This is a genomic window from Variovorax paradoxus (genome assembly GCF_040544635.1).
GTDB lineage: Bacteria > Pseudomonadota > Gammaproteobacteria > Burkholderiales > Burkholderiaceae_C > Variovorax > Variovorax paradoxus_R.
In genome coordinates, this window is the sequence record NZ_JBEPKJ010000004.1 from 62,187 (window position 1) to 74,731 (window position 12,545).

Consider the following 12,545-nt stretch of genomic DNA (forward strand, 5'->3'; position numbering starts at 1 on the left):
GTATGACGCTCAAGCTCGCCATCGCGCAACTCAATTTTGTGGTGGGCGACCTCGCCGGCAACGCGAAAAAAATCGTCGATGCCGCGCGCCAGGCCCATGCAAAGGGTGCGCGTCTTCTGCTGACGCCCGAACTCTCGATTGCCGGCTATGCGGCAGAGGATCTTTTCCTGCGTCCCGCCTTCACCGAAGCTTGCGATGATGCCGTGAAAGGCATTGCCGCCGCGCTGGCCGATCTCAAAGACATGGTCGTGGTGGTGGGGCATCCGACGGGCGGCAGCCTGCGCAGCCGCTCGGTGGCGGTGCAGATGCGCTACAACGCCGCCAGCGTCCTCAAGGAGGGCCGCATCCTGGAGACCTACGCCAAGCGCGAACTGCCGAACTACCAGGTGTTCGACGAGCGCCGCTATTTCACGCCGGGGCAGGGCACCTGCGTGTTCGAGGCCGGCGGCGTCTCGGTGGGCGTGCTGATTTGCGAAGACGCGTGGTTCGACGAGCCGGCCGAACTGGCCCGCGCCGCGGGTGCCGAACTGCTGGCCGTCATCAACGCCTCGCCGTACCACGTCGGCAAGGAGGGCGAGCGCGTGGCGCGAATGGCCGACCGCGCCCGCGCAGTGGACCTGCCGCTGGTCTATGCGCATCTGGTCGGCGGGCAGGACGAAGTGGTTTTCGACGGTGCGTCGTTCGCGCTGCAGGCTGATGGCGCCTTGGCCATGCAGGCCGAGAGTTTCAAGGAGAGCTTGGTTTTCATGCAGCTGGAGCGCCCGTCGCAAGGCGGCGCAGGCATCGGCTTCGTGGCTGAGCCGGAAGCGGTCGCGCCGCCGCGCGATGCCGGAGCCCAATTGTGGGATGCACTGGTACTGGGCGTGCGGGACTACATCGGCAAGAACGGCTTTCCCGGAGCCATCCTGGGGCTCTCGGGCGGCATCGATTCCGCATTGGTGCTGGCGATTGCGGTCGATGCGCTCGGCAAAGACAAGGTGCGCGCCGTGATGATGCCTTCGCCTTACACGGCCGACATCAGCTGGATCGACGCGCGCGAGATGGCAACCCGCCTGGGTGTGCGGTACGACGAAATCTCGATCAAGCACACCTTCGAATCGTTCAAGGGCGCGCTGGCCGAAGAGTTCAAGGGGCTGCCCGAAGACACGACCGAGGAAAACCTCCAGGCCCGCATCCGCGGCACGCTCCTGATGGCGCTGTCGAACAAGTTCGGCTCGATTGTTCTCACCACCGGCAACAAGAGCGAAATGGCCACGGGTTATTGCACGCTGTATGGCGACATGGCCGGGGGCTTCGCGGTCATCAAGGACCTGCTGAAGACCACCGTGTTCGCGCTGGCCCGATGGCGCAATGCCCACGACCCATACGGCACCGGCGCCTCGCCGATTCCCGAACGCATCATCACGCGGCCGCCCAGCGCCGAATTGCGGCCCGACCAGACCGACCAGGACAGCCTGCCGCCGTACGACATCCTCGACGGCATCCTGGCACGCTACATGCAGGACGATGAGGGCATCGACGAGATCATTGCGGCGGGTTACGAACGCGCGGTGGTCGAGCGGGTTGCGCGGCTCATCAAGATCAATGAATACAAACGGCGCCAGGCGCCAGTGGGCATTCGGGTCACCCATCGCAGCTTCGGCAAAGATTGGCGTTACCCTATCACCAGCAAATTCAACGAAACCGCCGGAGCGCAAAAACCATGAAGCAGATCACCGCCATCGTCAAACCCTTCAAGCTCGAGGACGTGCGCGAAGCCTTGGCCGAAGTGGGTGTCACCGGCCTGACCGTGACCGAAGTCAAGGGCTTCGGGCGCCAGAAGGGGCACACGGAGCTCTATCGTGGTGCGGAATACGTGGTCGACTTCCTGCCGAAGATGAAGGTCGAAGTGGTCGTCAACGAGGGCGACGTGGAGCGCTGCATCGAAGCCATCGTCAATTCCGCGCGCACCGGCAAGATCGGCGACGGGAAGATCTTCGTCACGGAAGTAGAGCGCATCGTGCGCATCCGCACCGGCGAAGAGAACGAAAACGCTGTTTAAAGGGCCCCCACCGGCCTTGCCGAGGCTGACTAGAGGTTTTCAGCCAGGCGGTCGTCGCGGGGGTGGAGCGGCACTTCGGCGCGCAGCGCGGTGAGCAGTTCGGTGGGGTTGGTGCCGGTGCGAATCAGCCCCATCTGCCACTCGCCCATGAAGCCTTCGCGCACGCTGTGCGCCAGGAAGCCCAGCAGGCCGTCGTAGTAGCCGGCGGTATTCAGAATACCGGTCGGCTTGTCGTGGTAGCCGAGCTGGCGCCAGGTCCAGATCTCGAACAGTTCCTCGAAGGTGCCGATGCCGCCCGGAAGGGCGATGAAGGCGTCGGCGCGCTCGCCCATCATGGCCTTGCGCTCATGCATGGTGTCGACCACATGGAGTTCGTCGCAAAGCGTATTGGCCAGTTCCCGGTCGACCAGCGCCTTGGGAATGATGCCAACCACCCGGCCGCCGGCGTTGCGGGTGGCTTCGGCCACGGTGCCCATCAGCCCGGTGCGCCCGCCGCCGTAAACCAGTTGGCCGCGATGCTGGCCGATCCACTGGCCGACCGCTTCCGCAGCCTTGGAAAACTCAGCCCGCTCGCCGGGGCGCGAGCCGCAATAAACACAGATCGAAAATTCAGGATTCATGCCGCCATCATGCCTCGTGCGGCGGGCGCTTTCATGACGCGAAGTGCTGCCACAGCGCGGCCAGCCAGATGCCTCCGCAAAGGGTGAGCGACAGCAGCACGGCGGCGCTGCCCATGTCCTTGGCGCGCTTGGAAAGGTCGTGCCATTCGGGGCCGATGCGGTCGATGGCGGCTTCGACTGCCGTGTTGAGCAGCTCGACGATCATCACCAGAATGGCGCTGCCGGCGAGCAGGGCCACTTCGACCCAGCTGCGGCCCAGCCAGAAGGCGGCCGGAATCATCACGATGGCCATGACGGCTTCCTGGCGGAAGGCCGGCTCGCTCCAGCCGGCGCGAAGGCCGTGCAGCGAAATCAGGGTTGCGTGCCACACCCGCTCGAAGCCCTTGCGAGCCTTCTGCGGATTGACGGCGGGATCGGGGAGCTTGGGCAAGGCACTCATTGGCGGCTCATGGGCTTGGAGGTGATGAGCCGCGTGCCGGCCCAGGCGTCATGCCAGAACTGGCGCTCGGGATGGAAGCGGGCCAGCAATGCCCAGACGGCGATCCAGCCGAACAGCAGGACCAGCGTCTCGACCACCGGCACGCCCAGCAATGGGTGCAACGCCAGCGGTGGCAGCAGCCAGACCCAACTCAGTACGTAGCGCAGGAAGGCCCGCGGTTGGGTGACTGGGCGGCCTTGTTTGTCCACGATTCGAATGTTCCAGGTTTTCATGCCCAGCGTCTGGCCCTTGGACCAGAACCAGACGAAGTAGACGCCGAACACCACGAAGAGATAGGCAAGCAGCAGCGGGCGACGCGTGTCGTCCATGGCGTTGCGCATCTGACTGAGCGCGCTGAACAGCCAGGCCGACATCATGGCCACCGCAAACAGCAGCATGCCCTCATAGAGCCAGCACGCCATGCGCCGCCACAGACCGGGCACTATCGAAAGAGGAGCGCTGGTCGAAGAATCTGCGGGAGAGGAAGGGGAATTCGATTCCGAAACTTCGGGAGAAGGGGAAACCATCGAAATCTTGTTCAGGGGGGCGAGGACTGCTCGGTCGGGCGTCCCGCCGCAGCGGAAGGCGCGGAGCCGGATGGCGAGGCCGAAGGCGTCGGCACCTGCGCTTCGGGTGGAACCGGCGGCGACGCCGTGCCGGAGGAGGCAGGAGAGGGAAGGATGGACACGATGCCTGGAACCCGCTCGGGCGGTGGCGCCACCATGACGGCCGCGGATGGTGTAGCCGATGCGGCCGCCGAGACAGGCGGCGCCAGCAGAATGCGCGGCGTGTGCTGGCCGGTGGGGGTCACCGCCGGAACCGTGACCAGTTTTTGGGCGGGAACAGGGCGCACCGGAACGGCGGCGCCGCGCGGTTTGGTGGGGGCACGCTCCGCCAGTCGGCGCTTTTCTTCTTCGCTCAGCGCCTGGTACTGCTCCCATTTGGCCTTGCGTTCGTCGGCGGGCAGGCTCTTGACTTCTGCGAAGTTGAGGCGAGCCTGGGCCCGCTGCTGGTTGCTCAGGGCTGCCCATTCGATCATGCGGCTGTGCAGGGTTGTTCGGTCATCGGCCGACATGTTCGCGTAGTTGCGTGACAGTGCCAGCCATTTGCGCTTGTGCCCCGTGCCCAAGGTATGCCAATGCGCCGCGAGCGGCTGCAGCGCCTGTTGCTGCTCAGCGGTGAGTTCGCTCCAATACGGCTTGGTTGCCGAAGCAACTTTCGAGGCGGAGGGGTGCGAGGCGGATCCCGGTGCACCCTGCGCGGTATCGACGGCCGACTTGAGCGGCTCGGCGCGTGGTTGGGCGCTGGCCGGTGCCGGCCCCGTCAGGCCGGCCAGTCCGAGCACCGCCACGGCGAGTGCACCCGCCCAATTGACTGCGCCCGGCGTTTGCGGGCACATCGGTCGGGGCGTGGAAGTGCGGAAAACGGAGGGGCGTTGCATTCGTTCGTTCGTCAGGACTCAGTCGGACGCGCCATCCGACTTGAGAAACTGGGCGAACCCGGGGTCGGTGTAGGCGGCCGGAGGCAGGTCGTCGGTCAGCAGGGCGGAGTCGACATCGGCCAGCTCGCTGGCGCGGTCTTCGTCCTGCAGCACGCTGATGGTGATCAGCCCGGCGACCAGCGCGATCAGCGGAACCACCGAACCGATGCGGGTCCACCAGTTGCCGCCCATCGTGGCCACGTTGCCGGACTGGATGACCGTCGAGGCTGCACGCAACTGGGGAGCCTGCTTGCGCACCGCGACGGCCTGCGCCCGCGCCACGCGCAGCCGCTCGCCGATGTCATGCGGCAGCTCCTGGGTGCCGGCCGACAGCCGCGCAGCCACACGCTGGCCGAATTGGTCTTCGACGGCAAAAGAAGAGGTTGGAACCTTAGTGTTCATAGCGAAATTCCCTTGGCTTTGAGTGCCTTGCTCAGGGCGTGTACGGCCCGCGAACAATGGGTTTTGACGCTGCCTTCGGAGCAGCCCATTGCAGCGGCCGTCTCCGCCACATCCATTTCTTCCCAGTAACGCATCAGGAAAGCCTCGCGTTGACGACCCGGCAAAGCTGCGATCTGTTCTTCGATCTCGTGGAAGACCTGGGCGCGTCGGGTCGTGTCCTCGGCGCTCTCCGTTTCCCTAGAGTCGGTTGGAGAGACGAAGTTCTCCAGAAGATCGAAATCGCCGTCGTCGCCGGCGGCTTCGAAGTCGCCCAGGTTCGAAAACAGGGCGCGCCGGGTTTTTTGCCGGCGAAACCAGTCGAGCGTGCAGTTCGAAAGAATGCGCTGGAACAGCATCGGCAGCTCTTCCGGCGGCTTGTCGCCGTAGTGCTGCGCCAGCTTCATCATGCTGTCCTGCACGATGTCGAGGGCCGCTTCCTCGTCCCGCACGTGGTAGACCGAGCGCTTGAAAGCGCGTCGTTCGACGCTTTTCAGAAAGTCGGAAAGTTCTTGTTCAGTGGCCAAGCGAGAGGGGGCGCCGCGGGCGCCGCGTGGGGAATGGAGTGTCTGGAAGCGCTTATGTTTTCCGTCGGGGATTATGCCTTCCTGCCTTTTCGTGGCGGTTTTCGCGCGGAGGCTGGTCCATCAATGTCATAATTCGCATCGCAAGTCAAAAGGCAAACGGGTCACGGTCCGGCGGAACATCAGTCCGCTCATGGCTTTGGCCTCAAGTCCTGGCGCGACCCCACAAGGGTTGGCAAGGGGCACCCAAGGTTTTTCGTTCCCGAAAAAACTCCAAAGGTTGATCATGGAAATCTCTAAGGCGGAACTCGCTTCCGCAGCAGCCGCGTCCTCTGGCGCCGGCAATCAAACGCAAGAACTCATGGGCGCTGAAGTGCTGGTCAAGGCACTGCAGGCCGAAGGCGTCCAGTACATCTGGGGCTACCCGGGTGGCGCGGTTCTGTACATCTACGACGCGTTCTACAAGCAGGACACCATCCAGCACGTGCTGGTGCGTCACGAGCAGGCAGCCGTCCACGCGGCCGACGGCTATGCGCGAGCCACCGGCGAAGTCGGCGTGGCGCTGGTCACTTCGGGCCCCGGGCTGACCAATGCGGTCACCGGCATCGCGACCGCGTACATGGACTCGATCCCGATGGTGATCATCTCGGGCCAGGTACCCACCGCGGCCATCGGCCTCGACGCCTTCCAGGAATGCGACACCGTGGGCATTACCCGCCCCATCGTGAAGCACAACTTCCTCGTCAAGGATCCCAAGGATCTGGCCATGACGATGAAAAAGGCCTTCCACATCGCACGCAGCGGCCGTCCGGGCCCGGTGGTGGTGGACGTGCCCAAGGACGTCTCCTTCAAGAAGACCCCGTACGCCGGCTATCCCGACAAGGTCGAGATGCGCTCGTACAACCCGGTGCGCAAGGGCCACGGCGGCCAGATCCGCAAGGCGCTGCATCTCCTGCTGAATGCCAAGCGCCCGTACATCTACACCGGCGGCGGTGTGCTGCTGGGCAACGCCTGCAACGAACTGCGCACGCTGGTCGACATGCTCGGCTACCCGGTTACCAACACGCTGATGGGCCTGGGCGCCTACCCGGCGAGCGACCGCAAGTTCCTGGGCATGCTGGGCATGCACGGCACCATCGAAGCCAACAACGCGATGCAGAACTGCGACGTGCTGCTGGCCGTGGGCGCGCGTTTCGACGACCGCGTGATCGGCAACCCGAAGCACTTCGCGCAGAACGAACGCAAGATCATCCACGTCGACATCGACCCGTCGAGCATCTCCAAGCGCGTGAAGGTCGACATTCCGATCGTCGGCGACGTGAAGGACGTGCTCACCGAACTGATCTCGATGATCCGCGAAAGCACCACCAAGCCCGACGCCGGCGCGCTGTCCGACTGGTGGAAGACCATCGAGGCCTGGCGCTCGCGCGACTGCCTCAAGTACGACCGCGACAACAAGGACGTCATCAAGCCGCAGTACGTGGTCGAAACCCTCTGGAACATGACCAAGGACGCCGACACGTACATCACGTCGGACGTCGGCCAGCACCAGATGTGGGCCGCGCAGTACTACCGCTTCGACGAGCCGCGCCGCTGGATCAACTCGGGCGGCCTGGGCACGATGGGCGTCGGTATTCCGTACGCCATGGGCATCAAGCTCGCCAAGCCCGACTCGGAAGTGTTCACCATCACCGGCGAAGGCTCGGTGCAGATGTGCATCCAGGAACTCTCCACCTGCCTGCAGTACAACACGCCGATCAAGATCTGCTCGCTCAACAACCGCTACCTGGGCATGGTGCGCCAGTGGCAGGAGATCGAATACTCCGGCCGCTACAGCCACAGCTACATGGATGCGCTCCCCAATTTCGTGAAGCTCGCCGAGGCCTACGGCCACGTCGGCATGCTGATCGAGCGTCCACAAGACGTCGAGCCGGCGCTGCGCGAAGCACGCAAGCTCAAGGACCGCACGGTGTTCATGGATTTCCGCACCGACCCCACCGAGAACGTGTTCCCGATGGTCAAGGCCGGCATGGGCATCACCGAAATGCTGTTGGGTTCCGAAGATCTCTGATCGTCGGCGCATTCGCTTTTAAAACTCTTTACTGACGACGAATCTATTGCCCGCCAAGCCCGCGCATTACCGTGCACGGGGGAGGGCGGCGAAAAGAGGAGTCGCGCAAACATGAAACACATCATTGCAGTGCTGCTGGAAAACGAGCCGGGTGCTCTTTCCCGCGTGGTGGGCCTTTTCTCGGCCCGCGGCTACAACATCGAGTCGCTGACCGTCGCACCCACCGAAGACGCGAGCCTTTCGCGGATGACCATCGTCACCGCCGGCTCCGACGAAGTGATCGAGCAGATCACCAAGCACCTGAACCGCCTGATCGAAGTGGTCAAGGTCGTCGACCTGACCGAAGGTGCCTACACAGAGCGCGAACTCATGATGGTGAAGGTGCGTGCAGTCGGCAAGGAACGCGAAGAAATGATGCGCATGGCCGAGATCTTTCGCGGCCGCATCATCGACGTCACCGACAAGAGCTACACCATCGAACTCACCGGCGACCACGGCAAGAACGATGCTTTCTTGGAAGCAATCGACCGTAGCGCTATCCTCGAGACTGTCCGCACCGGTGCCAGCGGCATCGGGCGCGGCGAGCGCATCCTGCGCGTGTAGGGGGTGAAGATCCCCTCAGTTCCAATGTTCTAAACCAACACATGAGGAGAAGGTAATGCAAGACTTGCTGGGTTTCGAGAAGATGGTGACCCCGATCATCATTCGGATTCTGTACTTCCTCGGGTTGCTGGGCGTGCTCGCCGCAACGGTCGTTTCGTTGTTCCAGGGGCGCTTCCTCGCTGCCATCGGCATCCTCGTTTTCGGCGCGATCATGGTTCGCGTCTACAGCGAGCTGCTGATCCTGCTGTTCCGCATTCACGACAACCTCGTGTCCATCAACCATCAAATGAAGGACCGGAATCCCTCCGGCCAACTGTGAGTGAACGCACCCCCGCCCTGGGGGTGCTCGAGATTAAATAGGAAAGACGCATCATGAAGGTTTACTACGACAAGGACGCCGACCTCAGCCTCATCAAGGGCAAGACGGTCGCAATCATCGGTTACGGGTCGCAAGGTCATGCGCATGCGCAGAACCTGAACGACAGCGGCGTCAAGGTCGTGGTCGGCCTGCGCAAGGGCGGAGCCTCGTGGCCCAAGGTCGAGAAGGCTGGCCTGAAGGTCGCCGAAGTGGCCGACGCCGTGAAGGCCGCCGACGTGGTCATGATCCTGCTGCCCGACGAGCAGATCGCCAACGTCTACAAGAACGACGTTGCCCCGAACATCAAGGAAGGCGCTTCGCTCGTCTTCGCGCACGGCTTCAACGTGCACTACGGTTTCGTGCAGCCGCGCGCCGACCTCGACGTGTGGATGGTGGCTCCCAAGGCCCCTGGCCACACCGTTCGCAGCACCTACACGCAAGGCGGCGGCGTGCCCCACCTCGTGGCCGTGCACCAGGACAAGACCGGCAAGGCGCGTGACCTCGCGCTGAGCTACGCCACCGCCAACGGCGGCGGCAAGGCCGGCATCATCGAGACCAACTTCCGCGAAGAAACCGAAACCGACCTGTTCGGCGAACAAGCGGTTCTGTGCGGCGGTACTGTCGAGCTGATCAAGGCTGGTTTCGAAACGCTGGTGGAAGCCGGCTATGCGCCCGAAATGGCGTACTTCGAATGCCTGCACGAGCTCAAACTGATCGTCGACCTGATCTATGAAGGCGGCATCGCCAACATGAACTACTCGATCTCGAACAACGCCGAATACGGCGAGTACGTCACGGGCCCGCGCATCGTGACCGAAGAGACCAAGAAGGTCATGAAGCAAGTGCTGAAGGACATCCAGACCGGCGAATACGCCAAGAGCTTCGTGCTGGAAAACGCTGCCGGCGCACCGACGCTCATCAGCCGCCGCCGCCTGAACTCGGAGCATCAGATCGAAGTCGTCGGCGAAAAGCTGCGCGCGATGATGCCGTGGATCAAGAAGAACAAGCTCGTCGACCAGACCCGCAACTGATCCGCAAACGAAGTGGGCGCCGCGGCGCCCGTTTCCCGAGGGCCACCCGCTGGGGTGGCCTTTTTTCATGACGGGGCGAGCCACGCCCCTGAACTACACTGCGAACCCATGCGATTTACAGATCAAGATGCTATCGAATGGATAGCTGTTCGCGCAGTGCCCATGAGGGACGGAGGCAAATTCAATGCATGACGACACGGTTCCCGACGAGGTGCCGCCGCGCAAGCGCCGCAAGGGCATCTACATCCTGCCGAACCTGTTCACGCTCGCCGCGTTGTTCGGCGGCTTCTATTCGGTCGTGATGGCAATGAACGGGCGCTTCGATCTCGCGGCGCTCGGCGTGTTTGCCGCCATGGTTCTCGACAGCCTGGACGGCCGCGTGGCCCGCATGACCAACACGCAAAGCGCGTTCGGCGAGCAGATGGACTCGTTGTCCGACATGGTGTCTTTCGGCGCTGCGCCGGCACTCATCGCGTACGAGTGGTCGCTCAAGGGCCTGGGCCGCTGGGGCTGGATCGCGGCTTTTGTGTATTGCGCCTGCGCGGCACTGCGGCTTGCACGCTTCAACGTCAACACCGGGGTGGTCGACAAGCGCTGGTTCCAGGGGCTTCCGTCGCCGGCCGCGGCGGCTCTGGTGGCCGGGTTCATCTGGCTCATGACCGAATGGGGCAAACGGGGCGGCGAGGTGCTGTATCTCTCGTGGACGCAGATCACGTGGATCACCTTTGCATTCACGCTCTATGCCGGACTTTCGATGGTCACCAATGCGCCGTTCTACAGCTTCAAGGACGTGCAGATGAAAAAGAGCGTGCCCTTCGTGGTGATCGTGCTGATTGCCCTGGGCATTGCGGTCATCAACATCCATCCGCCCACGGTGCTGTTCGGCCTGTTCGTGGCCTATGGCCTGAGCGGCTACGTGGTCTACGCGTGGCGCAAGGCCAAGGGCCAGCAGGCGAGCGTGATCAGCACCTCGACCGAAGAGCCGGACGAGCGGGGCTTGCATAACTGACGGCGGCTTGTGCTACATTCGCAATCCTCATGACCAAGATTTCGCAGCTGGCCCTACTAGCCCTCCCTCACGGGCGGAGACGGTAGCGCACGCGCAAATCCCTCACCACGGCCCGTTCGCACCAGCAACGGGCCGTTTGTTTTTGGGGTTGCTGGTTGATTACCAACCATCACAGAGAAATCGACATGCTCAAGCAACCTCAAGCCAAATACCGCGCATTCGCCCCGATCGGCCTCAAGGACCGCACCTGGCCCGATGCCGTGCTGACCAAGGCTCCGATCTGGCTGTCGACGGATCTGCGTGATGGCAACCAGGCGCTGGTCGAACCGATGGACATTGCCCGCAAGATGCGCATGTTCGAGACGCTCGTGTCCATCGGCTTCAAGGAAATCGAAATCGGCTTTCCCTCCGCCTCGCAAATCGAATTCGACTTCGTGCGCAAGCTGATCGAGGAAGACCGCATTCCCGACGACGTGACGATCCAGGTGCTGACGCAGGCGCGCGACCACCTCATTGCGCGCACCTTCGAATCGCTGCAAGGCGCGCCGCGCGCCATCGTTCACCTCTACAACGCGGTTGCCCCGGTGATGCGCCGCGTGGTGCTCGGCATGGACGAAGACCAGATCGTCGAGCTGGCCAGCAGCCATGCGCGCATGTTCAACGAGTTTGCTGCGAAGCAGCCGGCCACGAAGTGGACCTTTCAGTACTCGCCCGAAATGTTCTCGGGCACCGACGTGGTGTTCTCCAAGCGCGTGGTCGATGCGGTCACGGCGGTCTGGGCGCCGACGCCCGAGCACAAGTGCATCGTCAACCTGCCCACCACGGTCGAGCATTCCACGCCGAACATCTTTGCCGACATGATCGAGTGGATGCACCGCAACCTGGCGCGGCGCGATTCCATCGTGCTGTGCGTGCATCCGCACAACGACCGCGGCACGGGCACCGCAGCCGGCGAGCTGGCGTTGATGGCGGGCGCCGAGCGCATCGAAGGCTGCCTCTTCGGCAACGGTGAGCGCACCGGCAACCTCGACCTCGTGAACGTTGCGCTCAACCTCTACACGCAAGGCGTTTCGCCCGAGCTCGACTTCTCGAACATCGACGAGATCCGCGCGACGGTCGAGCACTGCAATCAGATCCCGGTGCATCCGCGCCATCCGTATGTCGGCGACCTCGTGTACACCTCGTTCTCCGGCTCGCACCAGGATGCGATCAAGAAGGCCTTTGCAGCCCGCAAGGAGGGCGACATCTGGGACATGCCGTACCTGCCCATCGATCCGAAGGATGTGGGCCGCAGCTACGAGGCCGTGATTCGCGTCAACAGCCAGTCGGGCAAGGGCGGCATGGCCTACCTGCTCGAGAGCGAGTACGGCCTCGAGATGCCGCGTCGCCTGCAGATGGAGTTCATGCAGACCGTGCAGCGCGTGATGGACGTGGCCGGCAAGGAGCTCACCGCGGCCGACCTCTGGCAGCTGTTCGTGCGCGAATACGGCATCGAGGCCGCGCACTCGTTGCAGCACCGCGTGCTCGAGGAAGAAGGCGAGGGCGCCAGCGCCTCCGTGGTGCTGCGCGGCAACCTGCCATGGAACGGTGAAATCCGCGCCATCGAAGGCCGCGGCAACGGGCCGATCGACGCCTTCACGCAGGCCCTCTGCAAGGCCACGGGCCACACCGTGCGCGTGATGGACTATCACCAGCATGCGATCGGCGCGGGCGCCGATGCCAAGTCGGTGGCGTACCTCGAGCTGCGCGTGGACGAAGCCCAGACGCTGTTCGGCGTCGGCATCGATGCGGACGTGATCTCGGCATCGCTCAAGGCCATTGTCTCGGGCGTGCAGCGCGCGCGGGGCCGGGGCGCGCACAGCGCACAATCGGTGGTTGAGCTCGCCTGACGC

Annotated in this window: 14 protein-coding genes; 8 read left to right on the forward strand and 6 right to left on the reverse strand. The window is 63.6% G+C overall.

Translation table 11 applies throughout. From position 1 onward, the window contains the following. Positions 1-2 precede the first annotated feature (2 nt). On the forward strand, positions 3-1,706 hold the full coding sequence (locus tag ABIC94_RS07990; RefSeq protein WP_354372492.1) for an NAD+ synthase: 1,704 nt from the start codon (positions 3-5) through the stop codon (positions 1,704-1,706). Further along, positions 1,703-2,041, forward strand: a complete 339-nt coding sequence (locus tag ABIC94_RS07995; protein ID WP_126746480.1) for a P-II family nitrogen regulator — start codon at positions 1,703-1,705, stop codon at positions 2,039-2,041. The genes ABIC94_RS07990 and ABIC94_RS07995 overlap by 4 nt, the downstream gene beginning before the upstream one ends. Before the next feature lie 29 nt (positions 2,042-2,070). On the opposite strand, the gene ABIC94_RS08000 is transcribed toward ABIC94_RS07995, so the two are convergent. From ABIC94_RS08000 to ABIC94_RS08025, 6 genes are read right to left on the reverse strand one after another with little or no spacing between them, the layout of a single operon-like run. After that, positions 2,071-2,661 carry a TIGR00730 family Rossman fold protein gene (locus ABIC94_RS08000; RefSeq protein ID WP_354372493.1) on the reverse strand — a complete coding sequence of 197 codons (591 nt, stop codon included), beginning with the start codon at positions 2,659-2,661 and terminating at the stop codon, positions 2,071-2,073. A gap of 31 nt (positions 2,662-2,692) precedes the next feature. Further along, positions 2,693-3,100 (reverse strand): diacylglycerol kinase, encoded by a 408-nt coding sequence (locus ABIC94_RS08005; protein WP_354372494.1) that lies wholly within the window; start codon positions 3,098-3,100, stop codon positions 2,693-2,695. Further along, complete coding sequence (locus tag ABIC94_RS08010) at positions 3,097-3,666, reverse strand: RDD family protein (protein WP_354372495.1); 570 nt, start codon at positions 3,664-3,666, stop codon at positions 3,097-3,099. The genes ABIC94_RS08005 and ABIC94_RS08010 overlap by 4 nt, the downstream gene beginning before the upstream one ends. 11 nt (positions 3,667-3,677) lie before the next feature. Then, complete coding sequence (locus tag ABIC94_RS08015; RefSeq protein ID WP_354372496.1) at positions 3,678-4,580, reverse strand: DUF3106 domain-containing protein; 903 nt, start codon at positions 4,578-4,580, stop codon at positions 3,678-3,680. Between the two features lie 18 nt (positions 4,581-4,598). Beyond that, positions 4,599-5,021, reverse strand: coding sequence for a DUF3619 family protein (locus ABIC94_RS08020; protein ID WP_354372497.1), 423 nt, complete (start codon positions 5,019-5,021; stop codon positions 4,599-4,601). Further along, positions 5,018-5,584 (reverse strand): RNA polymerase sigma factor, encoded by a 567-nt coding sequence (locus ABIC94_RS08025; protein ID WP_093019119.1) that lies wholly within the window; start codon positions 5,582-5,584, stop codon positions 5,018-5,020. Before ABIC94_RS08025 ends, ABIC94_RS08020 begins: the two co-directional genes overlap by 4 nt. Positions 5,585-5,867: 283 nt before the next feature. Between ABIC94_RS08025 and ABIC94_RS08030 the strand changes: the two genes are divergently transcribed. The 6 genes from ABIC94_RS08030 (at position 5,868) to leuA (ending at position 12,542) form a co-directional block, all read left to right on the forward strand. After that, positions 5,868-7,652 carry an acetolactate synthase 3 catalytic subunit gene (locus tag ABIC94_RS08030; RefSeq protein ID WP_354372498.1) on the forward strand — a complete coding sequence of 595 codons (1,785 nt, stop codon included), beginning with the start codon at positions 5,868-5,870 and terminating at the stop codon, positions 7,650-7,652. Between the two features lie 111 nt (positions 7,653-7,763). Continuing rightward, on the forward strand, positions 7,764-8,255 hold the full coding sequence (ilvN, locus tag ABIC94_RS08035; RefSeq protein WP_215247057.1) for an acetolactate synthase small subunit: 492 nt from the start codon (positions 7,764-7,766) through the stop codon (positions 8,253-8,255). 55 nt (positions 8,256-8,310) lie between these two features. After that, positions 8,311-8,574: a DUF4282 domain-containing protein gene (locus tag ABIC94_RS08040; protein ID WP_157613688.1), complete on the forward strand. Its 264-nt coding sequence runs from the start codon at positions 8,311-8,313 to the stop codon at positions 8,572-8,574. Positions 8,575-8,627: 53 nt separating this feature from the next. Beyond that, positions 8,628-9,644 (forward strand): ketol-acid reductoisomerase, encoded by a 1,017-nt coding sequence (ilvC, locus tag ABIC94_RS08045; protein ID WP_093019123.1) that lies wholly within the window; start codon positions 8,628-8,630, stop codon positions 9,642-9,644. Positions 9,645-9,828: 184 nt separating this feature from the next. Further along, entirely contained in the window at positions 9,829-10,653 is an 825-nt protein-coding gene (gene pssA, locus ABIC94_RS08050) for a CDP-diacylglycerol--serine O-phosphatidyltransferase (RefSeq protein ID WP_354372499.1), read from the forward strand. Positions 10,654-10,838: 185 nt separating this feature from the next. After that, positions 10,839-12,542, forward strand: coding sequence for a 2-isopropylmalate synthase (gene leuA, locus ABIC94_RS08055; RefSeq protein ID WP_354372500.1), 1,704 nt, complete (start codon positions 10,839-10,841; stop codon positions 12,540-12,542). Positions 12,543-12,545 lie beyond the last annotated feature (3 nt).